We start from the raw sequence: 26735 nt of genomic DNA, 5'->3' as shown, positions 1-26735 counted from the left end.
ATATCAACCGTCCTTCCCTGTATCCAATATTTGTTTAGGAATCGTGCTGTTTCGCAAAACAATTTCCGTCGGAATTGTTAAATGTTGGGACAAAGGTGCATGGCCAGACATGAGATTTAAGAGCAATTTCGCTGCGGCACGCCCTAGTTCATCCATATTTTGCCTGACTGTCGTAAGAGAAGGATAGGCAAATGTCGCAGCATCGACATCATCAAAACCCGTCACTCCGATGTCTTCTGGTATCTTCATTCCATATTCCTGAAAAATTTGCATCGCCCCAATGGCGGAGAGATCGGATGAAAATAGAATCACGTCAGGTCTTTCTGTCAATCTCAAAATCTCTCTCGCCGCTTGTTTGCCTCCATCATATGTAAAATTGCCATAGACAATCCAATCCGGATTTGGATTAATTCCCACTTCCCACAATCCGCTATGAAACCCTTGCAATCTCTCCATGGCAGGATGAAGATCTAAAGGACCATAGGCAAATCCAAATCGCCGATAACCCATGTCATATAGTGTTCTAACCATTTCTTGCACACCACGTCGGTTATCAGACATCACTGAGGAAACAGTCTTTCCGGTCAACATAAAATCGAGTCCCGTCACTGGCACTTCCGTCGCCAAAAGAGCATCCAGATCCGGCGGTCGACCAATCAAAAACACTCCATCGACATCTCGATGTTTAACGCGTTCAACAAATCCCCACGTATCAAAGGGAACCTGATTATTCGTGAACATCAATAAATCATAACCCTGCTTACCAATCTCTTGAGAAAAAGCCGTGAGCACTTTGCTAATGAATGGATGACCAAATCCTGATTGATCGTGCGTCTCGAAAACGAGACCAATCGTATGCGTGTGGTTTGTGACCAAATGTCTTGCAGATGCCTTAGGATAATAATGCATTTCCTCAACAATCCGCAGAACCTTTTTGCGTGTCTCTTCGCTAATATCGGAATAACCGTTAATTGCCCGTGATACACATGAGACTGATACTCCAGCTTTGAGCGCAATATCTTTTATCGTCGCCATCGTCAGGACAGCTCCGTTCCTTCAATTATGAGTTCGCTTATACTTGTCGTTATGCTCCAGTGTTCACCAAGTGGCAGGCAGCCCAATGCTGAGGCGAAACCTCTTGTAGGTTAGGTTCTTCTTCTCGACACGTCCCCATCACATAAGGGCAGCGAGGTGCGAAAACACAACCCCGGCGTTGTTCAGACAAATCCGGCGCGGCCATCTGAGTTTCTGGTAATGGTCCTTTAAAAGCAGATCCGGGTGTTGCTTCAAGCAGCAAATGCGTATAAGGATGAACAGGGTGAAAGACGAGTTCCTTCGCCGACGCCTTCTCAACCACCTTTCCCCCATACATTACCATGATTTGGTCCCCAATATATCGAGCAGATGCCAAATCATGCGTGATGTATAAAAACGCCAATTGTTGTTGATCCCGAAGTTTTTTCAGTAGCTCCAAAATACCTGCGCGAATGGAGACATCAAGCATTGACACGGGTTCATCAGCTACTAAAAATTCAGGTTGAGTAGCTAACGCTCTTGCAATAGCTACTCGCTGACGTTGCCCTCCAGAAAGTTCATACGGATATTTCTTACGGATATCGACAGCTGGAATAAGCCCAACAGTTTCTAACAGATGGTTGATATGGTCCATTAAGAGAGAGCCACGTTGACCAGTTTTGCGCCGGACCGGAAACAATAAATGTTGTTCAACAGTTCTCATGGGATTGAGTGAAGCAAATGGATCTTGAAAAATCATTTGTACATGATCCCGATAACGTATCAGACGCGTGCCCCTAATGTTCGTGACATTTTCGCCTTGAAAACGAATATCCCCCGAATAGGGCGTAAGAATTCTCACCAGTGTCTTGCCGATAGTGGTCTTGCCGCTTCCTGATTCCCCAACGAGACTCAACACTTTACCACGCTCAAGAGAAAAAGATACTCCATTCACGGGTCGGATCCATGTTCTTGTCCACTGCTTATTCACCGGAAAACGCACTACGATGTTTGTGGCTGAAATAAACTGCGTATTAGCCATGCTCTACCTCCGAATTCTCATCAAACAGATGACACTCTACAACATGGTGAGGCGTCACAATCGTACGTGGACGTTCCACACGACAAATAGGTTTGGCAAATTCACAACGCGGATGATAAGCACATCCAGCTGGTAAATTACGCAAATCGTGAGGATTGCCAGGAATACCTAAGATTTCAATATCCTCTGCGGTTAATCGAGGAACCGCTCGCATCAATCCCTGAGTATAGGGATGATGGTGATCTCTAGTGATTAACGTATTTTTGTCCGCAATCTCCACCAATCGCCCAGCGTACATCACACAAATTCTTGAAACCATTTCCATAACGAGACTAAAATCATGGCTAATAAACAAGACAGAAAATCCTAAGCGTTCTTTTAGTTCCATGATTTGATCCAAGATAGTCTTTTGTACAACAACATCAAGTGCCGTTGTCGGTTCATCCATTATGAGCACCTGGGGATTTAATGCCAAAGCAATAGCGATGACGACACGCTGACGCATTCCCCCTGATAATTCGTGCGGATAACTGCGCATGCGTAAGGGATCAATCCGCACCATTTTGAGCAATTCTTGACCACGATCGAACGCCTCTTTATGTGACACTGATTCATGACTGGTAATCGTGTCTACAATTTGTTCCCCGATTGTTAAGACCGGATTCAACGCGTTCATAGCGCTTTGAAATACCATGGCAATGGTTTTCCATCGGAATCTTCTCAGCTGTTCATCGTCCATCTGATAGATATCCATTCCGTTTACCCTAACTTGACCACCAGCAACATGAGCTCCATTTTTAAGCAGCCGCATAATGGCAAATGCCAAAGTTGATTTTCCCGATCCGGATTCGCCAACTAATCCAACCATTTCCCCTTTATTCAAACGTAAGGATATATCTTGAACCGCCAGGACATCTCCCTGTGAACTCGGATAGGCAACCGATAAATTGTCAATTTCGAGCACTGACTGGCTGTTAATCATAAGTAGCCTCTCCTCCAATCTAGTGCTTCCCACGAAGACGGGGATTTGTATATTGGTCTACGGCAAAATTCAAAAGGCCAAAGCTGCCACCGACTAACGCAATGGCCAGTCCCGGAGGAACAAACCACCACCACGCACCATTTAACAACGCTTGCCCCGCATCAGCCCAATAAAGCATGGTTCCCCACGTAATTTGCGATACATTGCCGAGTCCTAAAAACTCGAGACCTGTTTCGGCCAAAATGGCATATAATGAGCCATAAATGAGATTGGCAGCAACTAATGCCATCATATTTGGCAAAATTTCAACCATCACGATTCGCCAACTTGACGCCCCCGATAACCGCGCTGCCGTCACGAAATCGCGTCCACCGATGCTCATGACTTGAGACCGAAGAACCCTGGCTCCCCATGCCCATCCAGTCAAACCTATAATGAGGGCAATAGTGAAGGATCCGGCATTCTTCGCATAAGCCGTGATCACAATCAATAACGGTAATCCCGGAATAACAAGCACAATATTGGTAAATGTCGCGAGAATGTTATCGATCCATCCTCCTAAAAATCCGCCGAACATTCCTATCACAATTGCAATAAACGTCGAAACAAAACCCGCACCGATACCAATAGCCAAAGTCGCTCGCGAACCCCATACAATTTGAGAATAAACATCTTGGCCTGTTCCAGTGGTTCCTAGCCAGTGATTAGCATTGGGGGATTGCCATGGAGCGAATTGAGTGCTTTGCGGATTATATCGAATCAACCATGGTGCAAAAATGGCCATCAAAATAAAGACGGCAAATATTACACCTCCAACACGTGCTTTAGGGTCTGAAAAAAATCGGCCGAGACTGTGCGTAATCGTACTGATTTTGGAACCTCTGCGAATGCTTGGACCGTCTGGGGATGTCGTTGCAATCATGACGACACCCCCTCTCGTCGTGCTCTTGGATCCAAACGGGCATAAAGAAGTTCCACCGCGAAGTTGGCTAATAACACGGCGATCGCGATAATGAGAAAAATTCCCTGCATTAATGGATAATCTTCGTTCTCTACTGCGGTTAACAATTGAAATCCCACACCGGGATAGGAAAATACAATTTCCGTCAAAAGGGCACCACTAACAACAAATCCTAGTGCCATTGCAAATCCTGTGACATTGGGTAAAATGGCATTGCGTGCGGCATATACTAACATTAAACGCCTCTTGGAAAGTCCTTTAGCTTCCCCAAACACCACATAATCCTCTCCAAGAGTATTGATCATGTTGTTTCGCATGCCTACCAACCATCCTCCTAACGACGTTAGAACAATGGTCACTGCTGGCAATATCGAATGATAAATAACATTAGAAACAAATTCCCAGTTCCACGATGGTGTTAGTGAAAGAGAATAGGAATGTGCCAACGGAAACCATCCAAGAACGAACCCAAAAACATATAACAATAACAATGCAACCCAAAAGTATGGTATTGCTGCTAAAAACGTTGTCGCTGTAGGAAGAGCACTGGCTAGCCATGATCCTCGTTTCCATGAGGAATAAATGCCTAGCAAGGTCCCGACAACGACACTAATGATGGTCGATGTTCCGGCCAATCCAAGCGTCCAAGGAAGACTCGTTTCAATGACTTTTGTTACAGGAGTCGGGTAATAAGAAATCGAAAGGCCCATTTGTCCATGTACTAGATTAGCTAAATAACCGACATATTGAGTTAACAAAGGTTTATGACTTAGCCCAAATTGCAATTCCAAAGCATGCAGGGCTTGTGGCTGAAGCCGTCCTTGATAACGGGCAAGCAAGACTTCCGCAGGATTGCCCGGCATCAGCCGCGGTAACACAAAATTAATCGTTACCGCAGCCCATATCGATACCAATAGAAAGCCTACCCGCTGTATAAGGTGCCGCATACTATCCCTCCTAAATTCAGCCTCCTTAAGGTTTTCTTTGTTGTGCCTAACCTTTTGGTCGAAGATGCGTCAATATAATGCCCATTGAAGGATAGTAATAAGGAGCAGGTTCCACATAGGGGTTTTGTGGTGTCGGCCATCCCGTAAAATTCTTGGTGTTGTATTCATACCACGTTGCCCCCTCGACCAGAGGAATAGAAGGCAAATCCGTAGCCATGATTTTTTCTAGCGGATAAATATCCTGCTTTTGCTGATTGATTGTTTCGGCACTTTGATAAGCTTGTAACGCATTGTTAGTTTGCGTATTATTCCAACCTTCCCAATTGGCGGAAGAATTGGAGGAAAGCAACGCCGAATACAGGTAATAGGGAGTAGGGCCGGGATCAGTCCAGGAGATCCCTAACTGATAAGTTCCATTGGTAAAGGCGGAATAATAAGCACCGAATTGTTCTTGATTGACATGAATTTGAATACCGACTTTACCCAACTCTTGAGCGATAAGTGAACAATCAGTATCCCAATCCGTCCACCCCGCAACAACATTCAACGTGAACGATAAGGGTTGGCCAGCTGGAGAAACGAATATTCCTTGTGAATTTTTCTTGAATCCGGCTTGTTGGAGAATCTGAATACTCTTTTGCGGATCATACTGAAATGCCAAATCCTTTTGTGGTAAATTGGGGGCGAGCCAGGCCTGATTGTTGGGCAAAACCAAACCCGTTGGGCTCGCAGGTGGCTCATATCCATATTCTCCCACTTTATAAAGTTTCTCACGATTTATGGCATAACTGATAGCTTCTCTCACAGGCAACTGAGCAAGTAATGGATTCTTCAAATTGGTGTATAACATCACGATGTTAACGGGCGGAAACCAAAAATGATTATTGGCGGGATTACGACTTTCATAGACTTGCTTGGCATTGGGAATAAAAATTCCAGCCCAATCAATGTTTCCGGACGCTAGCGCAAGATCGGCACTATCATTACTGGTATAGGCTGGAAATTCAAGAGTATGCACTTTAGGTTCCCCACCCCAGTAATGGGGATTAGCCGTAAACGTATATTCTTGCGGACTAAACGAATGCAACAGGTATGGTCCTGTTCCGACAGGATTGGCATTAGTATAAGTAGCTGGGTTTTTTATTTGGCTCCAAATCTTTTTGGGAAGAATATAAGTTTGGCCTAAAATCCACCATTGCGATCCAATAGACGGCTTAGAAAATCGGAAAACAACTTGATATTTACCATTCGCTTGAACAGCAACTAGACTCTTCCAAATGCCGTTAGCATCTAGAGCTGGATCCTGATGAAGAAGATTAAATGTATAAACAACATCGGAAGATGTAAACGGCTGTCCGTTTGACCATTGGACTCCATGACGCAAATTTACGGTCAAAGTTGTTGCATTATTCGACCACGCATAACTCGTAGCTAACAACGGAACGGAATTTGTTCCTATTAAATTAAAATAAAACAATGTCTGATATATAGGTCCTAAAGTCCCATTCAACGCACCAGAAGAAAATGGGTTAAAATTTTCTGAATATGTTCCTTCTGGAGATTGTACGATAACGAGCGGTTGATTAGTTGCGGCTGAAACTCCACTATTTTCGGCTGCAGCACCACATCCAGCAAGTAGTGAAGGCAAGAGAACAGCAGCACTAAGAGCCGCCATTTTCTGTTTGCTAATCATCAATACCCCTCCGAAAACGTTTTTGGGGAAAGACAAAAACGTATTATTATGCGATAATTCTGTCTTATATGACTATTACCGCACACACCATTATTGGCTCATTATCGTAAATTTGGCAATAAGCTTTTGTGAAAAATAACAAATTTATTTTTCTTATATCGAAAACGATTTTGGTTGGTCATTAACAAAATAGTAGTTGCTGTTTTAAATCCCTTGAACTCTAGTACTTCCCATACAAGTCAAAGAAATATTGTTCACCCAAAATGTTTTACTAGCTTTGTGTCTACCCTATTTTTGGTAAGATGAAACTGTTAGGGGGTTTTTAATTATGTCCCATCAATTTTCGGATCCCGCATTTCTTCGGGAAGCCTATGGTACCGAAGAAGGCCTTGCGATTCGGATTGAGGCGCAAAAGCGATATAATCTCCAGCCTCGCAATATTTTTGACTTAATGACTGAACATGCCATGACACTTGTTTGTCCGCAAAGCATACTAGATATTGGCGCCGGAACCGGAGCATGGTACCCATGGATTAGGAATTATGCCGGGACTTTCTGTCAATATGAAGCCGTCGATCAAGCACCAGCTATGGTGACCTATCTTGAAACGAAATTGAAAAGCGACCCATTCAGTAAAGTGTCCACCGCAGGTGTAGCCACTCTTTCTTATGCCCCCGAATCTTTTGACTGGGTCGGAATGCATTTTATGTTGTATCATGTTCCCAATATTGCGGGTGCCCTGAAAACAGCATGGCAGCTCTTACGCCCTGGCGGTCTACTCTTAACCGCAACTAATGGAGCCAAGAGTTACCCAGAAATGATTCGATATCATGAAACCGCGGTCAAGACATTATCGCTACCCTATACCCCTGATATCCGTGGTGACCGGTTTTCGTTGCGAAATGGTGCCGACTTTTTCCCGCGGCCGCCCCAAAAAGTCGAAATGGTAGGGGGCCTTCGTTTTCCCACTCTTGCCGCTTATTTAGCATACTATGGTTCAGGATTTTGTTGGAGTGGTGTTCCCGTCCAGTATCACCGACCCGAAATTCGTAGCCAGTTGCTTGAGATTATGGCCGAATTAGTGCGAGTTCATTTCGAAAATGACGGATGTCTCACATTGTCACAAACTAGCGGATATTTTTGGATACAAAAAGATTCATAGATTGGTTGATCGGATAATTGAGTTGCCACAAATGATAGCTCGTTCTCTACCGTCTCACTGACTGATAATGCAGGTCGCTTACCAGATTTCCTTATCCAGGATCAGATGCTAATTTATAATCTCTTTGCACATAATTCTGCCTATTTTTCGGACTATTTTCATTTCAATATAATATACTTTATTGACTCATATTAATTGTTTCAATTATGATAATGATTGAAACAATCACCATATTTTTCTTGGCACTGCGCATGAGGATCCATTCGTCATTGTTTATGCATTCTTCCATCGGAGATAGAGGGTATTTTGCAAGGAGGGATATCATGACCAACACGGTTAACGTAACCTCGTCACCGGGACGCACTCGATGGCGCCGAATTATTCCTGTTGCGTTTTTAATGTATACCATCGCCTACATGGACCGCATCAATGTCGGATTTGGTTTTGACGGGATGGAAAAAGGTCTTCATATCTCCGCATCCACCGCAGGACTTGCCGGAGGTATTTTCTTTTTTGGTTATCTGTTTTTGCAGATTCCCGGTGGCTATATTGCGTCAAAATTTAGTGCCAAAAAGTTCGTGTTTGCTTCTCTGTTAGTTTGGGGTGTCTTCGCTGTCCTCACGGGTCTCGTGCAAAACAAAACCGAACTGCTTGTGGTGCGCTTTTTATTAGGGGTAGCAGAAGGTGGAGTGTGGCCCGCGACCCTTGTTCTTCTTTCGCATTGGTTTCCTCAAGACGAAAGAGCTCGAGCAAATATGTACTGGATGTTTTGTTTACCCGCTGCCGCGATTATTATGGCCCCTTTATCCGGTCTCATTGTGCAACATCTATCGTGGCGTTATCTTTTTGTTTTAGAAGGCATTCCCCCTTTTATCTGGGCTATCGTGTGGTGGATCTTTATTGATGACTCTCCCGACACTGCATCTTTTATCAGTCCGGAAGAACGCGCTTACCTCCAAAAGAAATTTCAAGAAGACCGGGCAGCAGCCCAAGATGTTTCACCCAGTTGGAAAAAAGCCTTTACCAATCCTAAAGTCTGGTTATTGGTGGGAATTTATTTCTTGGTTCAAGTCGGCTTTTATGGATTTGCTTTATGGCTACCCACAGTGATCAAGAATTTAACCAAGACAGGATTTACCGAAACAGGCCTGGTCACAGCCCTGCCTTATTTAGCCGCGTTGATTGTAATGTGGATTAATGCCAATCATTCGGATAAAACAGGCGAGCGCAAAGCACACGTTGCCTTACCACTCATTTTTGGCGGGTTAGCATTATTAGGATCGACGTTAACCACCCAAAACATTCTCGTCTCATTAATCTTCCTCATTCTGACCGAAGCATTTATGTTGCCGTATATCGGTGTGTTTTGGACCCTCCCTCCCCTGTTAGTCACAGCTGAAGGACTGGGACCTACAATGGGACTGATTAATGGCATTGGCAATCTAGGAGGGTTTTTTGGTCCCTTTATCGTAGGTGCATTAATTACGGCCACCCACTCCACATTTGCAGGACTGGTCACGTTAACTGGGGTGTTAATTGTGGCGGGACTTTTGGTCTTTTCATTACCCGTTCATACACCGCATGTAGGCAAAGTCACAACTAAACCTGTTCTCCATTAAGATATTAGGTGATTGCCTGACATCTTTGGGCAATCACCGAGTTTGAGATCAGGCTTGTGAAATTTTTATCGAATCACGCCCCATCTATCCCCAGGACATATACAGCCAAGAAGTAGTAAATCGAGAACGGGTGAGGAAAGCGATGAATCAAGACCTGAGACGGGCACGCATTGTGGACATAATCATGAAGAATTCGGCAGTCAAAGTTGAGGAACTGGCGCACGAATTACACGCTTCGTTAGCCACTATTCGCCGCGATTTGACATATCTCGAAAAGCAAGGGCAGATTCTGCGCACATTTGGAGGAGCCGTATCAGTGCCTTCATCCACGGAGTTGAGTTTGCAGAAACGAGCTTTAACTCATCTCGAGGCCAAAAACCGCATTGCCCAAGCATCCCTACCGCTATTGCTAACGTCGCAAAGTGTCATATTAGATGCAGGAACAACCACAGGATGTTTAGCGCGCTTAATTCCGAACGATGTGTCTTTGACGGTGATTACTAATGGACTCAATATCCTCATGGATTTGGCTTATCAAGACCAAATCGATTTGATTGCATTAGGAGGAAGTTTGCGCCATCTCAATCAAGCGTTTATTGGTGATAGCGCCATTATGCAGTTACAAACCTATCATGTCGATACCTGCTTTTTGGGGGCTTTTGGACTTGATCCCGGGGTCGGTCTCACCTCACCCACAGCACCCCAAGCGTATTTAAAACGAAAAATGGCGGAAGCAGCCAACAAAGTGTATATCCTCGCCGATAGCAGCAAATTTTCGGTCAGCTTTCCGCATGTGACCCCTTTACCCCATGGCGTAACCGTGATAACGGAAAAAGCCGTCGATAGCACTACCGCCAAAAAATTTCATGATAGGCACTGGAACATTGTTTCAGCCGCTGAGTTCGTCGATGCGAATCACGAAGGTTCTGCGTAACCCGGTGAATAGCATATCTTTGTGGCTCGTGCCCACAGGCTTACAACCGCCCAAACCCCCAGGACAAAAGGCGGAATGGCGAAATGAAAGAAGGAATCAAATCATGCCAGAAATCGTGGTCTTTGCCGATGACTTAACAGGGGCTAATGCCTCGGCGGGTGCACTTGCTGAGGGGCTCGGCAGACCTATTCGAGTCTATCATGATTTGCCAGCCCATCCCCACGGTCCTTTCGTGTTAAATACCCAAAGCCGCGAAACTCCTTCACAAAGTGGGCTGGTAACAAAATGGGCCCGGGAACTGTGGGAACACGGCTATCGTCATTTTGATAAACGCATTGATACCACTTTACGAGGACCATGTCCTTTAGAATTACAACTCCTCATAAAGGCACTGCCGGTACACCCCTTTGTTGCGGTTATTGCAGCATATCCAAGGGCAGGACGCACAACAAAGCAAGGTCGTCAATATCTTTATGGGCGTCCTTTACGGGAATCGCTACCTGAACTAACAACCGACGTTTTAGTGGACTATCTTTTTGAGGGAGACCATAGAGTGCATATTGTCAGTCGACAAGAACGAGAGCTAGCAAGTACAACATGGGTTAAGGAGCTTATCACATCCTATTCCACGGTCATTTTTGATGCGGAGTCTGAAGATGACCTGTACCACATTGCGTCTCTTCTCAAGCAGATGCGTGGTTATCTTTCGGCCCCTCTGGTAACTGTTAGCAGCGGAAGCATTTTTCCCTATTATATGACGAGTCCTCCAACAACCACCGCTATCATCATGGGCAGTCCCACGCCCACCAATATCCGTCAAGTCCACTACATCCAAAACCATATTCCTGTTCAGGAGATTTCTCTAGAAAGTTCCCCTTATTCTCACCAACCCCAATGTCCCATTATTGTCTTACACTCGGGTCTTGAACCGCTCAAGGACACCGAGCGCCAACCGATCAGTCAATATTTAGCGGAGCGTGCGCTGAACCACCTCACCGCGTTACAAGAAAGCGGATGGATTCCTGAACGCTTCATTGTTACTGGCGGGGAAATGGCACAAACGTTTTTGATCAAAGCCCAAGCCCTGGTCGTGCATAATCATAGGCTCCTCGCCCCCTTGGTTTCCCAAGGCATTATTGAGGGCGGGATCTTCGACCGCGTTGAACTCATCACCAAAGGCGGGCTCGTGGGAGAAGATAGTCTGTTATACCTGTTATCCATCAGTCCCACATTAACGACACAAAGATATTTGACAAGGAAAATCAGCAAAAGGAGCGTTTGAACATGGACCAGTTGACAATGCGTCCCATACGGGTCGGCATCACGATGGGCGATCCCGCAGGGATCGGGCCCGAAATTATTATTAAAGCCTTAACCGATCATTCGCATTATGATGGGATGATTCCTATAATTTATGGTGATCCCTTAGTGTTTAATGAAACCTTAGCACGGGTAAAAAGTCCCTTGCAATTACGCGTCATCGAAGATGCTGTTTCCGCCAAAGGCCATTACGGGACCTTAGAGATTGTGCCAACGTCTAATGTGGAGTCAACACCTAAGTTAGGAGAGGTTCACCCCAAAGCCGGAGATATGGCGGTTAAAGCCATTACCGCCGCCATTCAATCAGCATTACACGGGGAGATCGACGCGATCAATACGGCGCCGATTAACAAGGAGGCCGTGCGTAAAGCCGGCTACCACTATCCTGGGCACACGGAGATGCTGGCCGAACTGTTTTCTGCCCACCATGTGGTGACCATGTTTGTGGTGGGTAATCTTCGCGTGTTCTTTTTAACCCGGCATCATCCTCTTAAAGATGCGATACGGCTTTTAACCATTGAACAGGTCTACGACGGTATTCAACAAGGAATCAAATACCTGGTGGAATTGGGATTTGAACAACCCGTATTAGCCGTCGCCGCGTTAAATCCTCACGCGGGAGAAAACGGGTTAATTGGAACGGAAGAACAAGAGATCTTAATCCCCGCCATTAAAAAAGCACAACAAGATGGTCTTAGCGTTGAAGGACCCATTCCGGCCGATGCCGTCTTCTATCAGGCCCGCATGGGTCGTTACCACGGAGTGTTATCCCTTTACCATGACCAAGGCCATATTGCTACCAAAACCTTAGATTTCAACGGCACGGTTAGTGTCACATTAGGCTTGCCTGTGATACGGACGTCAGTTGACCACGGTACGGCCTTCGACATTGCGGGACAGGGCATTGCCGATGCTCATGGACAATCAGAAGCGCTTCGGGTCGCCAAAGAATTAACCCTATTAAAGCAATCCCGCAATTAATAATTTGAAATAGCCGTTATGAGACCGTTCCTCAATCGATACCGACTGGGAACGGTCTGTCTTTTTATATAGCAGAAGGATTTGAGATTGTACATTTTGCAATAGACCTATTTTACGACTTTATTCAAGGGGCCGTTGACCACAGCATCGCTAGCTTTAATCATCCTTTCTGACTGTCAGAAATCCAACAATGAACAATGGAGGATGTGCCAGGTTAGGTCCATTGATGGATTGATTCTTTGAGCCCACGTGATAGGGTAACAGCATCGGGTTAACATGCGCTTTACCGAAATCTTCTACGCAGGTGACCAATATGGCATATTTAGATGAAAAACTTCAACAACAAGTGTCACAATTTCTTCAAGACCTTAAAGACCCCGTACAACTCCTCATTTATCCTGGCCCCAAAGCGAGTATTTTCAGGTGTTTTGGGATATTTCGCAAGAAGTCGCCCAACTGACCCCGCTTTTCTCCGTGGCTACAGTGGATAAGGCTCCGGAACTGGAACCCGGACATGAGACAGGGCAGAGTATCACGGGTCCCATTGGCATATTGGCGGATAAACAGCATCAAGAAACGGGTATTCGCTATGTTGGGATTCCGAGTGGCCTAGAATTTGGCACGTTTTTAGAAGACATCAAGGCTCTTTCTACCCATCACGAAACGCTTAGCGAAAAAACTCAAGAAACGCTTAAACAACTCGGTCAACCTGTCCATATTCAGGTCTTTACCACACCAACGTGCCGGTGGTGTCCCAGGGCAGTCCGACTGGCCCATGATATGTCCCTCATTCAACCTCACATTACCGATGATCTCATCGATTCCGGCACCTTCAACGAGCTTGCAGCCCGCCACGACGTCTCCAGTGTGCCCAAATCCATTTTCAATGGTCATGTAGAAATTTTGGGAGCCGTTCCCGAAAATGAGTACCTTAAAGGGATTTTGAATGCCGCGTTGCACTAAGACGATTTCAAAATGCAAAAAATGACAGATTGCTTTGTCAGAGGGACCATCTCTTACCCGAGGTGACCCTCATTTATTTTTGGGGGACGTGACCTTTTCCCAACGGAAACCGTTAAATAGAGTAGTGTGGAGATGGCGATCCCATTTGAGGAGGGTCAGACGATGAAAAATGGCCAGGCCCTGATTCTTTTTGGTATCAGTTTCATCATGTTGGCCGCATGCGGCACAAAGCCATCGATGTCTCAACCATTATCGCTCTCGCTCAAGCCATTTCGTGTCAATCAAGAGACCGCAAGTATACGGCCAGTCCTGGCATCCGCGACACTTTCCCTCTCTTCGGTGCAGTTTTTTACGGCCCGATACGGCGACGCCACTGGGGTCATTGGCCAGTACGACGGGGTGCTTCAAACCACAAACGGGGGATATAGCTGGAAACGGCTCTATACTCGCCCCGTTATTACCCACCTGAATATGCTTAATTCCCAAGAAGGTTGGTTAACTACGTGTTCTCACACCGGATGTTCTGATGCCAATCAATTAATGAAAACGGTAAACGGTGGAAAAACCTGGCAACTCATTTATCAGGCTGGGCCTGATATCAGTTTAGGCATTCCTGATTTCGTTTCAACCACCACCGGATATATGGTTGAAACGAATCAACAGACCATGCGATCAGATTTAATGCGAACGAACAATGGAGGCCAGAGTTGGGTTGCCCTCAATTCGCCATTACACACCCCAGGAGTCGTGACAAATGCCGTGGATTTTCTGACACCTCACACGGGGTGGCTCCTGGTTGGCCAGCAAATGGGAGCTGGAGCCGAAACGAAAGCATTATATCACACCCACAATGGAGGCCAAAGCTGGCAGTTAATAGCCAGCACAGGTTCGCTATCCACACCTTCACCACATCCTCCCATTCCTTTAGGAGGCTATGTGGACAGTGAAGGGACTGGTCTTCTCTTCCTCAATGATGCGAGCGGATATTTGCCATTAGTCCGTGGGCCGATCTTGATGACGAGGGATGAAGGTCGCCAATTTACACCGGTTTGGACGAGCATATTCACACCCAGTCAGCAAACAGTTCTGTCGTTATCATTTCCCTCCCCCACAACCTGGTTCCTGCTTTCCTCTTTTCAAGGCATGAATACGCTGTGGCGCACTCGCGATAGAGGGAAAATTTGGTCCGTCATTTATCCTCCGTTAACGCCCAATGGTCCCATAGCATGGACGTCCCATCAGATAGGTGTAGGCATTAGCACCCAGGGTTATCAATCCGATCTTTTAATCACCCATAATGGCGGCATGTCATGGTCGGTTCAACACAAATTTTCTACGCTGGCGGGAACTCCATATTGGGGACCGGATCATAGTTTATGGATGACAACTGCCCAGGGTTCTTTATGGTATAGTCTCAATCACGGATACACGTTTTCACGCGTCAAGGTTTTGCCTCATGATCACATTCAGACACTCGCCGCGAATGCTCATACCATCTTAGCCGCAGTGAAGACGTCTCACGGCCTTGTTCCCATGCGTCTTGAATACCCAATGCGTCCTGGTTCCAAAATTCACTGGCAGATTTTGAACTGGCCCGTAAGTCCGCAGTGGATCGCTGAGCCTAGTGCCCATGATATTTGGGCAATAGGTACGAACAGAGCGCAGTCACAAGCATTCGCCCGGTTTCATCAGTCCCATCCGAATCCCAAAGCAATTGCCCGCTATACCATGCAGCATCCCCTCGCTTTATCTCTCTATCATAGGAATAAAAATGGCCAGTGGGTTCTTTATGAACTGCCCCCAAATATTTTTGCATTGAATCGGCCACAAGGCCTGTTTTTCCCCTCCACCCAAATGGGGTACTTTTGGACAGCCGATCAAATCTTTGTCACAGACAACGGCGGACAGAGCTGGACTCTAATTCTTTCTCCACAAGACCACCCCATATCGTTCGTCGATTTCATATCGTCTTCTGAAGCTTGGATTAACTTTGAAAACGGCTTCCATGCATGGTTTGTGATATCCCTAAAAAATCATTCCCATTAGGCCCCATGTACTCTCAGGCTTTTCATCATGCGCGTGTCAAGATGTTATATTGTGCTTTAAGATGACCAAGAAATAGGTCAGAAACCTTATTGTTCTCGGCGTCCTGTTTGTGGATCAAGTATAAATGACGCAAAATCGGTCCACCTTCCACAGACACCATTCTCACTTGGCGAGTGCTCATCATCGCTGCGATTTGCCGGGACGCAAAACCGACTCCAATCCCGGTAGCCACCGTTTCAATCAAGGCTTCGTGAGAATCCACCTCGCAGACAACGCGCCAGTTCTGTTCAAATCCTCGCTCCCGCAGCGCCTTAATGGCCGTCAGGTGTGTGCCCGAGCCTTCTTTACGCTGAACAAAAGGTAATTGTGCCAGATCTTTTAAGGGAATGGATGTTGGCCACTTCTCATATTGCGGCAAATTCGGAACGACCAGAATCACTTCGTCACGGCCGATCAATTCGGTATGCCACGATTTAGATGGCGGCTCAAGTCCGACAAAACCCATTGCAACACGATCCTCATCAATCGCGTGGAAAACGTTCTGGGAATTCATAATGGACACGTGGACATGAATGTGAGGATATTGATGAAGAAAACTTGCCACCGCCGGCAACACCAGGATTTTCGCTGGCACTGTACTGGAGGCAACCTCAATGAATCCGCTAATCGGCTTTTGTTGATGAAAAGATTGTTTTAAGGCGTCCCATTCTCCAAGAACACGTTGCGCAAACTCTAACACTTGCAATCCTTGAGGAGTCAGCTGAATAGATCCACTAGAACGATCCATTAACGTCGTACCCAATTCTCTTTCAAGATGCTGTAAATGACGAGAAATCGTAGGTTGACTCGTTTGCAAAAGCACAGCAGCGCGGGATAAATTTCCTGTCATCGCAATCGTGCGAAAAATATGCAGATCCTCATCAGTCATCGGGATCGTCCTTCCTATGCAAAAAGTGCATAGTTCTTGGACTTTATTTTACCCTAAACCAAAGAGCGAGAAAAAGTCCGGTGAATACAATCAATAACAAATTTTAAATTTGATGACTCCTGCCCCAACCCTGGCCTAGGGATTTTAACGCCGACCATGAGCTAACCGCACGGCTTCGGGGCGGCGTCTCAATCGCCCCATGGCCCAAACACCTATGGCTGGGCCCAAGGCAAGAACGGCAAGGACATAATGCCAACCAAGAATCGGCTCAAGGATGCCCACCAGTTCAATGGAGCCAATGGTAATGAGAAATCCTACCGCCATTTGCAGGGTTAAGGCACTGCCCTGCAGATCATGCGCGCTTAACTCTGTTACTGCGGCCGAAAATTGGGCAGAATCGGCAATCACACTAATTCCCCAAATGACAGCGACGAGAAATGTCCAACTCGGTGCCAGGCGAAAGGTAAATCCAATGAGAATGGCCATCGTGCCACTGAGAGTCATGGCTCCCATTGTGGCGCGGGTTCGGCCAAAACGGTCAGCTGCCCATCCGCCAGATAGAGCGCCAGCAAATCCGGCCAGTCCAATAGCAATAAAACTGGCCGTCCCAGCTAATCCAATCAGCGTATTGCCATGCCAATCACGAGACCAACTAGCCACAAAAAAAGCGGGCAACCAAGTCCACATCGCATAGAGTTCCCACATATGACCCCAATACCCCAGGTTTGCCCACATCACCGGTCTATCACGCAATACTGCACCAATCCGGTTCCACCGAAATACCGGGGCAGGAAAAGTTCCGGGATGTTCTGGAACGACCCACAAAATCAAAGCCCACGCAATCATAGCCAGTGTCGCGCTCCCGGTTAATACCGCTTGCCAGTGCCGTAATAAGGGAAACCCCACTAGCAAATGAGGCATTGCTGATCCCATTGTCAGCCCTCCAATGAGAATGCCTACAGCGAGTCCGCGTTGGCGGGGAAACCACCTAGCAATCCACTGCACTGCGGTCGGATAGACGACGGCCAAAAAGGCTCCCGTTAAGACGCGTAGGGCAAAAGGTTCCCAACCACCGTGGGGAAAGATCGCTAAGAGCGCGGTCGTCGATGCTGCCCCGAACGCCCCCCATGCCATCAAGGTGCGTAACCGAAATCGATCAGCCAAACCCAAAGTGGCACTAATTAAAGCGCCGCCGACAAAGCCAAGTTGTACCGTAGCGGTAAGCCAACTGAGCAGGGTAGCCGACAAATGCCACTCGACTTGTAATGTTTTGGTTACAGCGGATGCACTAAACCACACACTCATGGCCAGCAATTCCGCGAGTGTAATCCAAAATAAGGCTTTCCACCTGGAGTGAGGCGGTGGTTGTCCTTGGGTGCTCTTTTCTGATTCTTTAGACAGCGATTGTGTCAGCATGAGGTATCCTTCCTCAATATGGCCATGTGATTCTTTTACTATACAAGTTATAGTAATTAAAGACATTGCGCAAGGCTTTTTAGCTCGTAAGAGATTGATAATTTTTGCTAACTCTGCTGACTGATGTGGATGAACAGACCGGCCGTGTTGTTCAGTGAAAAATTCCCCACAGGAGGCATAGTGTCTATTAGCCGTCCCCGGTATCGTAAAAACGTGGAATCATCTGATAGCAAATTTCATGACTAAGGAGTTACATAATCATGGTTGTTTTAGATTTAAAAGGTTTACCAGCAAGCGAAAGGCGCCCGCGGATTGCCGAAGCGGTCAATCAACTTCAGACAGGCGAGTCAGCCATTATTGTGATTCAGCACGAAGATTTTTGGACGGCCATTCCAAAAACCATTGAAGGATTTGCAAGTCAAGTCGATTTTGAATCGATTACGTTTGAAAACAATTACCAAACCTTTAATGTCCTTATCCACAAAAAATAAGAATATGCCATTAAACGGCCAAGAGTCATTCGTCTCTTGGCCCACATATCTTCACCTTGTTAGATCCTGCCTTCAGAAGACGTCATATATAATCCCAAAAATCGTCATTAACTCGAGAAGATCGATAACAACTGTTGCCTCTTCATTGGTTTGTAATTGTTTTAGGGAATGAGATTTTCACTTATCCCCCTAAAAAACGGCTTCCAACAATCCGGAAAAGATTAGTTATTATGAACGACTCCTTAGGATGATGTTGACGCGCCAAAATCCCCGCGTCCGGAGCCATTTGCTCATCAGACATGGGCCACGTAGTCCCCGAACTCTCCCCAAGACGGCCATATTTCCTGCATTTTCCTTATTAGATAATCAAGGCGAATCCTTATGGATTCGTATAACGATTATAAGGTGGTGAATCTCATGATTAAGGCAGATGCACCGTTATGGATTGGCATCGTAATTGGGGCGATTATTGGAGGATTTGCGGAATTATGGGGCATTGCAAATCCTGAGACATTGATCCGCTTAGCACGCTGGAAAGATCCTTTATTCATAGGATGTATTGCTATTGGCTCAGCAATTGGCGCTGTCGTCTTATATGGATTATATGCAAGTGGCGTTGATATGCATTTTGGTCCCAAACCCGTATATATAATCGGAATTGTGTTAGGCGGATTATTCTTTGGCGTGGGAATGGCTATTTCCGGATATGTGCCGGGTTCTGAATGGATGGCTCTTGGAGAAGGGCGGCGTGATGTTCTTTATGCTATTCCCGGTGGAATTCTAGGCGCTGCAGCTTGGACCTTGTAATATCAAAGTGCATGGGGACAATGGTTGGTTCATACCTTAAACTTTGGCAATTTTATTATCACCGGTTCCATCAAGCATATACATCCCGGCCTGACCTTTGGTATATCTCTCATTTATGCTACCATCCTATTATTAGTGGCGTACTTTCTTCCTCGGTATCAAGGAGGACATAAAAGTTGCATTAGACAATCCTTATCGAAAACCATGGATCCTACTGATCAGGAATACCGCGCCGATACTTTGGCTTATCTTTCCGAAGGCGGTCTTTCCGTAAACACAAATAGTTGGAATCATGAGATCGTGGCCCGAGATGTTCCTAATCCTAACTTTTATTCCCCCATTATGTTATTTGTCGGTGCTGTCATTGGTGTGACGGTAGTCTTAGGAATTTTTCTCCATCAAATCTTTGGTGAATCGACAACTTTTTCGTGGTTAGCAGGTCGTTTATTTCTTCCTCACTATGCCTATAGCACCAAAGTCTTCGGAAAAATCGGGTGGGAGCCTTTATCCGATATCGGCACGTTCTTTGGTGCGTTCATAGCCGCCCTATTTATCAGTCGTCGTTTTAATGCCTTTCGGCCAGTCATCCCTCCTTCTTGGCGAAACCGATTTGGCACCAATCTTGTAACCCGGGCTATAGGCGCATTTGTGGGATCTTTTCTGGTTTTGTTTGGTGCCCGCATGGCTGATGGTTGTGCAAGCGGCCACATTTTAAGCGGAGGGGTTCAGATGGCGGTCAGTGCCTGGATTTTCACCATTGCCGTATTAATCGCCATGATCATCACGGCCAAATGGGTTTATGGCAATGCCAGTGAAAAAGTTAATCCGGCACACGAGAGCCCATCACATCCCCAAAGGAGGGTATTACCGTGAAAACATCATCTCGGTTCATGGCTACGATTGTGGGTATAGGATTCGTGTTCACGTTAATGATTGCAGCTTTAGTAACACATAATTCTTCAAGTACGCCCTTAACATTGGCTCAAGTCATGATAACCGCATTGATACCGCTGGGTTTGTTGGGATTTGCTGCGATTTACTACAGCAGTGACAATGCGTCATCGGATAAACACACATTTCATCATTCTTAACGTTTACAGCAAATCGATAGGTTCTTTTGAGGAGAACTGGCGGCAACATGCCGTTCTCCTCAAACTTTCCATCCAGCCATAACTAGACCGGGAATTCAAAATCATTCACCAAAGGAGGAAACATCATGACTCATCAAGAAATTTTTGATCTCATCGTGATTGGTGCACGGGGAGGAGGATATTCTGCCGCATTTCGTCTTGCTAACGCTGATAAACGGGTATTACTTATTGATTCCTTAGGAAATCTCGGAGGCAACTGTCTTTATGAAGGATGCGTTCCCTCTAAAGCGGTGAGGCAAGCCACTATCATGGTCTATAACAGCACACAAGCCAATTTTTTGGAATTACGGGCTCTCGTGTTGCAGGGAATTGGTCAGCCATTCGGGACTTTAAAGACGGTATCCAATCCAGGCGTTACAGCCAACATCGGCTAGAAATTACGCAGACAACATCCTTGAGTTTTATTCACGGCACAGGACGCTTATTAGATGCCCACCACGTCGAAGTCACCGACCTTGATCACAGTGATGTGTTGACTGTAGAGGGGCGTCAAATTTTAATCGCCACCGGCTCTGAGCCCCAATCCTTGCCTATCACCGGATTCGAATATACGTGGAATTCTCACGACCTATTTGCCTGGCAAAAACCCCAAGACAAATTACCCTAAGATTTGGTGATATTAGGTGGGGGTTATATTGGTGTTGAAACAGCCTCCATGTTATCGGATCTGGGGATTCATATTACCTTAATCGAAATGATGCCAACAATTTTATCCGGCATGGACCCCGACTTGATCACGGCAGTGACCGCCAACTTATCCCAACGCATTGAATTGGTCACGAATGTTCGTGTCACCGCTATCCTTCAACAAGATAACCAACAATTTCTGGTTCAAGGTCACAATCTGCACTCAGGCCAAAGACAACAATGGAAAACCTCACGGGTCCTAGCGGCAGCCGGACGTGTTCCTTATATTCCCCCAAGTCTTGGGCTCGACCATCTAGGATTAGCGTATACGTCCCACGGCATCACGGTGGATCCTCAAATGCATACAAATATTCCAAGCATCTATGCAGCGGGAGATGTGACCGGCTTGTCCATGTTATTTCACTCTGCCGTGCGTATGAGTGAGATCGCGGCAACTGCCATGTTAGATCCTCAATCTCCTGATAATGCGTTCAATCCTAGCGAAATGCCTACCACCGTGTTTTCGCGTCCCGAAGCGCTGGCTGTCGGTTTAACGAAAGAGCAGGCTCAACAACGAGGTATCAAAGTCCACGAATATGTGCGACCCATGGGACTTGAAGCGTGGGCGCAAATTGCCGGAGAAACCGAAGGATTTTTGAAGTTTATCATCAATGCCGCGGACGGAACCATAATTGGCGCCCATGGCGTAGGAGCTTGTGCAGCAGCCCTATCAGCAGCTTTGCACATGGCTGTCCGTCTTAAATTGACACCCCGTGCATTAGGACAGATGACTTTCCCCCATCCGACTCAATTCGAAATCATTGATCGACTGGCGCGCAGCATTTGATAAGATTCTTACCTGAAACCTGCCTCGATACAACCAAAGAGGCGGGTTTCTTTTAAAGCCGTCTAAATATAATCCCGATCCTTGTCTTCTTTTTGTAGAAAAAAAGAAGATGAATTATTGTCTTCATTCCCTCCGGAAAGTCTTTCTTGAACGTGGTATCAACAGTTGTCCGATAATATCATCAGATATCATCATTCACTGTTGTTGGGCTGACCTTTTTCTCACGCAAATGCGTGGAAGAGCTTGTGAGAACGGGCTCCCTTATCGGCGTGTCCACGTCTCCCACTTCGGTAAACCGTCATCCCAAGAGAAGGGTTCAGACTCCACTCGTACCACCCGTGCACTACCCGACAGTCATTGGCTGCATGATAGACCTGCTTGGATTTTGGCAGATAAAATGATGACCGGTTCGTTCACCTTGTCTATGACAATGCGAGCACTTTTGCGATGTGTAGGCGGGATTGCGTTCGACGGTTAAGATTCCTTCGCGAAACGCCAAGTCACGCACCCATTGTTTATGCGTGACTTCGACGGTCACACCGTGACTCCTTAAAAATCGCTCCAAATACCGATAGCCAAACCGTGCCAACCGGTCAGGAAATTCAATCAATACGCGTTGAATGGTGTGCTGTTCCGCGAGTCGTAACAGGTGGTGCAGTGGCTGACGGTTCTCATTGAAACCAGACGCTTGCTCTTGAAACATCCGTGACCCTTCGTACCCGTGCGCTTGTGCATATTGTTTCAAACGTTGGACTTGCCGTTCTAAGTTGCCCTCTACCTTTTGCTTGGCAGAAGACACTCGGGCGTAAATCACCACGTGTTCTTGTGTGCGCACTCCCAAAACGATGATTGCTGGTGATTACCTGAAATCCTCTTCGCAGCATGACATCCCCTTAGATGTCACAATGCCTTTGGTAAATCTTCCCTACATTATTGTGGCAAATGTCCGTTGTTTTGCCGCATTAAAACACCCATAACCCGTAACAATTAATCACAATGGTTTTCTGGCAAAACCAAAGCGTCCGACCAGCCCTGACATAGCTTCGGCGGACGCTGCGATGGCTTAACTTATTCTGAATATCCGGCACGTTCTAAGACTTCACGGCTAGGTTCAATTCCAAACACCCGTTCGGCATCCACAATACGCCGCCAAATACGCTCCTTAGCGGCAGGACCTAGTTGATCATAGACATCCATTTGAGGAAAGCGACTAGCCGCATTCCTTGCATGTTTTGGCGTATCAATCGGCAATGCATACCATGCCGGGATAGCATATTGATTCCGATCGAAAGGATATCCTTTGGGTGGAGTCCGGTGTGCCCCCGGAGGTAAATCATCCTCAATCGGCGGAATTTCTTCGGGATCGAACGATTCCCATTTCCCTTTTGCGTGCCTGTGTTCCTCGTTCATTATGACCACCTCTTTCTTTGTTTTGTAATCCATAACCTCGTCACCAGCTAAATCCTATACGGTGACCGGTTAAAAACTCTTGAGCATCTTACAACAAACCACCCAGGGACGTGATGACCTGTCCTTTAATATTCTAAATGTTCTTGCGGCGTTATGCGTTTGCGAAAGACCCAATATGTCCACACTTGATAAGCCAGGACAATGGGAACCATAGTCAATGCCACGATCGTCATGACATGCAATGTATAAGGATTGGCGGCCGCATTATAAATCGTCAAATCATCACGGGGCGATACGCTTGAAATCATTACGTGGGGAAATAGACCGACAAAAAATCCCGCTGTACTGAGCGCAATCATCAGAGATTGCAGCAAGAATCCCCATTGCTGCCGTTTGGCAATGATCCACCGGGCGGCAAAGAGGCTTATCCAGCCAAGTCCTGTTAACAGCAGGTAGATACTGCGGTGATCCACGGTCGCCAAATTTGCCGTCCATATACCAAAAGCCAAGGCAACAATCAGCACAGATGTTAACAAGCTTTTTGCTAGACGTAATGATGCGGTACGCAGTGTTCCCGTGGTCTTTAAGGTTAAAAAAGAGGCGCCTTGGGCTAAGAAGAGAAGAAGACTGAGCACACCTCCTAATATGGTGTACGGTGTGAGTAAACTCCAAAAGCCACCTACATCGTTCATTTGGGCGTTGATGGGGACTCCCTGAAGTAAGTTGGCAAATGCAACTCCCCAGAGCAACGCGGGCAAAAAGCTGCCTGTCCTCAATAAGATATCCCAGGTCCTATGCCAACGTTCTGTGGCCACTTTACTACGATATTCAATGGCAACACCGCGAAAAATCAGCCCCACCAGCATCAACACAAGGGCCAGATAGAATCCACTAAAGAGGGTGGCATACCAAAACGGAAACGCTGCAAATAGTGCACCACCCGCCGTAATCAACCACACTTCATTTCCCGACCACAAAGGTCCAATGGTGTTAATCGCCATGCGTCGTTCGTGATCATTGTGACTGACTAGGGGATATATCATGCCCACCCCGTAGTCAAATCCCTCCAGAATAAAATAGCCGATAAACAACACAGCGATTAAAATAAACCAGAACTCATTGAGCATCCTTATCGCCTCCTTGCCCCGTTATGATTTTGATCCCGCCAGTAACATGTCTTTATCCGTGAGTGATTCGGGCTGATTTGTCGTAGGGTCTAAGCCCATGAATGTGTACTTGCGAAATAGGTAAATCGCTGCGACAGCCATGGATCCATAGACTAAAGCAAATGCACTCAGAGACAATGCAATATCTGCCGCCGAAACACTTTGCGGTGAAGACACCCCGTGCGCCGTACTGAGTAAACCGTATACGACCCATGGCTGACGGCCCACTTCTGTCATAATCCATCCTGCCGAATTGGCTAAATAAGGTAAAATAAGGCTCCATTCCAATAGTCGAAGAAACCACCGTTTCTCAGCAAATCGAGCTTTCTTTAACAAATACACCGCATAGGCAACTAAAGCCAGCATCGCCGTACCGGCAAAAATCATGAGGCGAAACGCATAATACACCGGGGCTACGGGCGGCACATAATTGCCAGGACCGTATTTTTTCACATATTCTGCTTGAACCTGGTGAATACCTTGAACTGCGCCACTTAAGCGTTTATAAGCCAAAATCGACAACATGTCGGGAATTTGAATCTGCGCATAATCCTTTTGCGTTTTCCCATCCACAATAGCAAAGACACTCCATGGCGCGTGCTGTGATGTGGTGTTCCAGAGCGCTTCGGCCGCGGCCAATTTCATAGGTTGTGACGTTTCAAGGTGTGTTGCTTGCAAATCGCCTACAACAATAACCAACACGGCAGAAATTAACCCAACAATCGATGCTAACCGAAATGAAAATTTGAACAACTCTGGATAGTGATGCCGTAACAATTGATAGGAACTAATCGCCAACACGAAAAAGGATGCGGTTAAATAGGAAGCTAAAATGGTATGCGGAAATTCTACCCATAACTGAGGATTGGTCAACAGCGCCCCAAAACTCACCATTTGCGCCGTTCCGTGCACCATTTGGTAACCGACGGGCTCTTGCATAAACGAATTCGCCGTCAAAATCCAAAAACCTGAAGTCATAGTGCCTATCGCTACCAACCAAATAGCCAGCAGATGCACTTTTTTAGATAGCCGATCCCACCCAAAATTCCAAACGCCGATAAACGTTGATTCCATAAAGAAGGCTAACAACGCTTCGACAGCCAAGGGGGCGCCAAAAATATCCCCCACAAATCGGGAATAATTGGCCCAGTCCATGCCAAATTGAAACTCCTGCAATAAACCCGTGACCACCCCTACTGCGAAGTTAATCAAAAACAGTCGACCCCAAAATTGTATGAGCGGTCGATATTCTTCTTTGCCCGTTCGGACATAAATCGTTTCCATTATCGCAATGAGAAACGCCAATCCAATGGTCAGAGGAACAAATAAGAAGTGATATACTGTGGTGACTCCAAATTGTAGCCGAGCCAAACCCAATTGATCCATGTTCTCCCTCCTTACATTGGGATCTGCCTTTATAGGCAAATCCAGATATTATTAGCGTAAGAGTTCGAGAGGGCAAGAAATACGGGCACCTGGGGTGGCTTCGCGTGTCCGATTGGTCCTAGGCCGTTCCTCCAAAGGAACTAGCATAGGTTGGTTTTACACCATTTCAGTGATGTAATAATTTAGGGTATTATGAGCCTGCCACAAAGATGGAAACACAGAAGCCGCTACCGGAATTGGTAACCTGACCCTATTAATCGTTCAACGAGAAAAATATGGGTTAACCGTTGCTGCCACGGACCTTGCAATTCCTTTATAATATTTTCATAAAATTCCTGGGGGCTCGCCATTTGAATGGAGGGGTAAATATGCACTCCAACACTCGTAAAACTATTTCTGACCCAATGTTCCGGCGCAAAACTGGCATGTTAAATGGCCTTACTGCCTTAGGAGCCACTATGATAGCCGTGACACTGACCAGTCCTATTCCCTTATTCTGGAAAGGCCTCATGACAGGTTTATGGATTGCTGGCACAATAGGGCTCATTGGATGGCAAGTCACCTTTCAAAGACATTATCACTCTCATGAGATTGATTAGGATAGATAGCTGCCGCGAAAAGGAGAGTCCGTGAACTCTTTTGTAACTCCTGATTAATTCTCTAATTTATGATCAATACGGCGTATCCGCATTGCTTATTATCCGTGCGTTTAGTGCCATATTATTCTTTATGGCAAACATGTTCTAGTGTTATGGCATGTCTAATGATTTTCTTAAGCATTGATTGAGTGATTATGCATAATCTTCGTCGAATGCCATTGCCCTTCCCTTCCTTCAGATATT

Annotated in this window: 27 protein-coding genes; 15 read left to right on the top strand and 12 right to left on the bottom strand. The window is 46.2% G+C overall.

The features are described 5' to 3' along the window. Positions 1-3: 3 nt before the first annotated feature. From B8987_RS09645 to B8987_RS09620, 6 genes are read right to left on the bottom strand one after another with little or no spacing between them, the layout of a single operon-like run. Entirely contained in the window at positions 4-1035 is a 1032-nt protein-coding gene (locus B8987_RS09645) for a LacI family DNA-binding transcriptional regulator (protein ID WP_084661370.1), read from the bottom strand. Positions 1036-1084: 49 nt separating this feature from the next. After that, on the bottom strand, positions 1085-2056 hold the full coding sequence (locus tag B8987_RS09640; RefSeq protein ID WP_084661369.1) for an ABC transporter ATP-binding protein: 972 nt from the start codon (positions 2054-2056) through the stop codon (positions 1085-1087). Further along, positions 2049-3038, bottom strand: a complete 990-nt coding sequence (locus B8987_RS09635) for an ABC transporter ATP-binding protein (RefSeq protein ID WP_084661368.1) — start codon at positions 3036-3038, stop codon at positions 2049-2051. Before B8987_RS09635 ends, B8987_RS09640 begins: the two co-directional genes overlap by 8 nt. Positions 3039-3057: 19 nt before the next feature. Next, positions 3058-3960 carry an ABC transporter permease gene (locus B8987_RS09630; protein ID WP_028963284.1) on the bottom strand — a complete coding sequence of 301 codons (903 nt, stop codon included), beginning with the start codon at positions 3958-3960 and terminating at the stop codon, positions 3058-3060. Continuing rightward, positions 3957-4946 carry an ABC transporter permease gene (locus tag B8987_RS09625; RefSeq protein ID WP_084661367.1) on the bottom strand — a complete coding sequence of 330 codons (990 nt, stop codon included), beginning with the start codon at positions 4944-4946 and terminating at the stop codon, positions 3957-3959. Before B8987_RS09625 ends, B8987_RS09630 begins: the two co-directional genes overlap by 4 nt. Positions 4947-4992: 46 nt before the next feature. Continuing rightward, on the bottom strand, positions 4993-6639 hold the full coding sequence (locus tag B8987_RS09620) for an ABC transporter substrate-binding protein (protein ID WP_084661366.1): 1647 nt from the start codon (positions 6637-6639) through the stop codon (positions 4993-4995). Positions 6640-6967: 328 nt separating this feature from the next. On the opposite strand from B8987_RS09620, the gene B8987_RS09615 reads away from it, so the two are divergent. The 7 genes from B8987_RS09615 (at position 6968) to B8987_RS09585 (ending at position 15664) form a co-directional block, all read left to right on the top strand. Further along, positions 6968-7801, top strand: a complete 834-nt coding sequence (locus B8987_RS09615; RefSeq protein ID WP_084661365.1) for a class I SAM-dependent methyltransferase — start codon at positions 6968-6970, stop codon at positions 7799-7801. Positions 7802-8124: 323 nt separating this feature from the next. Continuing rightward, positions 8125-9420, top strand: a complete 1296-nt coding sequence (locus tag B8987_RS09610; protein ID WP_084661364.1) for an MFS transporter — start codon at positions 8125-8127, stop codon at positions 9418-9420. Between the two features lie 142 nt (positions 9421-9562). After that, positions 9563-10354: a DeoR/GlpR family DNA-binding transcription regulator gene (locus tag B8987_RS09605; RefSeq protein ID WP_084661363.1), complete on the top strand. Its 792-nt coding sequence runs from the start codon at positions 9563-9565 to the stop codon at positions 10352-10354. Between the two features lie 103 nt (positions 10355-10457). After that, positions 10458-11636 carry a four-carbon acid sugar kinase family protein gene (locus B8987_RS09600; protein WP_176213212.1) on the top strand — a complete coding sequence of 393 codons (1179 nt, stop codon included), beginning with the start codon at positions 10458-10460 and terminating at the stop codon, positions 11634-11636. 2 nt (positions 11637-11638) lie between these two features. Further along, positions 11639-12655 (top strand): 4-hydroxythreonine-4-phosphate dehydrogenase PdxA, encoded by a 1017-nt coding sequence (pdxA, locus tag B8987_RS09595; protein ID WP_084661361.1) that lies wholly within the window; start codon positions 11639-11641, stop codon positions 12653-12655. Positions 12656-13078: 423 nt separating this feature from the next. Next, on the top strand, positions 13079-13618 hold the full coding sequence (locus B8987_RS09590) for a thioredoxin family protein (RefSeq protein WP_084661360.1): 540 nt from the start codon (positions 13079-13081) through the stop codon (positions 13616-13618). A 162-nt stretch (positions 13619-13780) separates the two neighbouring features. After that, on the top strand, positions 13781-15664 hold the full coding sequence (locus tag B8987_RS09585; protein ID WP_084661359.1) for a WD40/YVTN/BNR-like repeat-containing protein: 1884 nt from the start codon (positions 13781-13783) through the stop codon (positions 15662-15664). 25 nt (positions 15665-15689) lie between these two features. Here the strand turns inward: B8987_RS09585 and B8987_RS09580 are convergent, their stop codons facing one another. After that, complete coding sequence (locus tag B8987_RS09580) at positions 15690-16592, bottom strand: LysR family transcriptional regulator (RefSeq protein WP_084661358.1); 903 nt, start codon at positions 16590-16592, stop codon at positions 15690-15692. 144 nt (positions 16593-16736) lie between these two features. Next, the gene (locus tag B8987_RS09575) at positions 16737-18008 is read right to left on the bottom strand and encodes an MFS transporter (RefSeq protein ID WP_084661357.1); all 1272 of its coding nucleotides are present in this window, start codon (positions 18006-18008) and stop codon (positions 16737-16739) included. 260 nt (positions 18009-18268) lie between these two features. Between B8987_RS09575 and B8987_RS09570 the strand changes: the two genes are divergently transcribed. From B8987_RS09570 to B8987_RS09545, 7 genes are all read left to right on the top strand, one after another. After that, the gene (locus tag B8987_RS09570) at positions 18269-18499 is read left to right on the top strand and encodes a DUF2249 domain-containing protein (protein ID WP_084661356.1); all 231 of its coding nucleotides are present in this window, start codon (positions 18269-18271) and stop codon (positions 18497-18499) included. Positions 18500-18916: 417 nt separating this feature from the next. Next, positions 18917-19306 (top strand): YeeE/YedE thiosulfate transporter family protein, encoded by a 390-nt coding sequence (locus tag B8987_RS19860; RefSeq protein WP_207651514.1) that lies wholly within the window; start codon positions 18917-18919, stop codon positions 19304-19306. A 24-nt stretch (positions 19307-19330) separates the two neighbouring features. Further along, positions 19331-20179, top strand: coding sequence for a YeeE/YedE thiosulfate transporter family protein (locus B8987_RS09565; protein ID WP_207651513.1), 849 nt, complete (start codon positions 19331-19333; stop codon positions 20177-20179). Further along, complete coding sequence (locus B8987_RS09560; protein ID WP_084661355.1) at positions 20176-20397, top strand: hypothetical protein; 222 nt, start codon at positions 20176-20178, stop codon at positions 20395-20397. Before B8987_RS09565 ends, B8987_RS09560 begins: the two co-directional genes overlap by 4 nt. A gap of 125 nt (positions 20398-20522) precedes the next feature. Further along, positions 20523-20831, top strand: a complete 309-nt coding sequence (locus tag B8987_RS09555; protein ID WP_084661354.1) for an FAD-dependent oxidoreductase — start codon at positions 20523-20525, stop codon at positions 20829-20831. Between the two features lie 20 nt (positions 20832-20851). Next, positions 20852-21064, top strand: coding sequence for a hypothetical protein (locus B8987_RS09550; RefSeq protein ID WP_084661353.1), 213 nt, complete (start codon positions 20852-20854; stop codon positions 21062-21064). Between the two features lie 48 nt (positions 21065-21112). After that, a complete protein-coding gene (locus tag B8987_RS09545; protein WP_084661352.1) occupies positions 21113-21931 on the top strand; it encodes an FAD-dependent oxidoreductase in 819 nt (272 codons plus the stop codon). 343 nt (positions 21932-22274) lie between these two features. Here the strand turns inward: B8987_RS09545 and B8987_RS09540 are convergent, their stop codons facing one another. From B8987_RS09540 to B8987_RS09525, 4 genes are all read right to left on the bottom strand, one after another. Then, complete coding sequence (locus tag B8987_RS09540) at positions 22275-22766, bottom strand: IS607 family transposase (RefSeq protein ID WP_242940704.1); 492 nt, start codon at positions 22764-22766, stop codon at positions 22275-22277. A gap of 233 nt (positions 22767-22999) precedes the next feature. Continuing rightward, the gene (locus B8987_RS09535; RefSeq protein ID WP_084661350.1) at positions 23000-23341 is read right to left on the bottom strand and encodes a DUF6582 domain-containing protein; all 342 of its coding nucleotides are present in this window, start codon (positions 23339-23341) and stop codon (positions 23000-23002) included. 125 nt (positions 23342-23466) lie between these two features. Then, a complete protein-coding gene (gene cydB / locus B8987_RS09530) occupies positions 23467-24468 on the bottom strand; it encodes a cytochrome d ubiquinol oxidase subunit II (RefSeq protein WP_084661349.1) in 1002 nt (333 codons plus the stop codon). A gap of 21 nt (positions 24469-24489) precedes the next feature. After that, entirely contained in the window at positions 24490-25893 is a 1404-nt protein-coding gene (locus B8987_RS09525; protein WP_084661348.1) for a cytochrome ubiquinol oxidase subunit I, read from the bottom strand. A 368-nt stretch (positions 25894-26261) separates the two neighbouring features. On the opposite strand from B8987_RS09525, the gene B8987_RS09520 reads away from it, so the two are divergent. After that, the gene (locus B8987_RS09520) at positions 26262-26492 is read left to right on the top strand and encodes a hypothetical protein (protein ID WP_084661347.1); all 231 of its coding nucleotides are present in this window, start codon (positions 26262-26264) and stop codon (positions 26490-26492) included. Positions 26493-26735 lie beyond the last annotated feature (243 nt).

It is taken from the genome of Sulfobacillus thermosulfidooxidans DSM 9293 (assembly GCF_900176145.1).
GTDB classification, from domain to species: Bacteria; Bacillota; Sulfobacillia; order Sulfobacillales; family Sulfobacillaceae; genus Sulfobacillus; species Sulfobacillus thermosulfidooxidans.
This window is presented reverse-complemented; position numbering and strand designations above follow the sequence as displayed.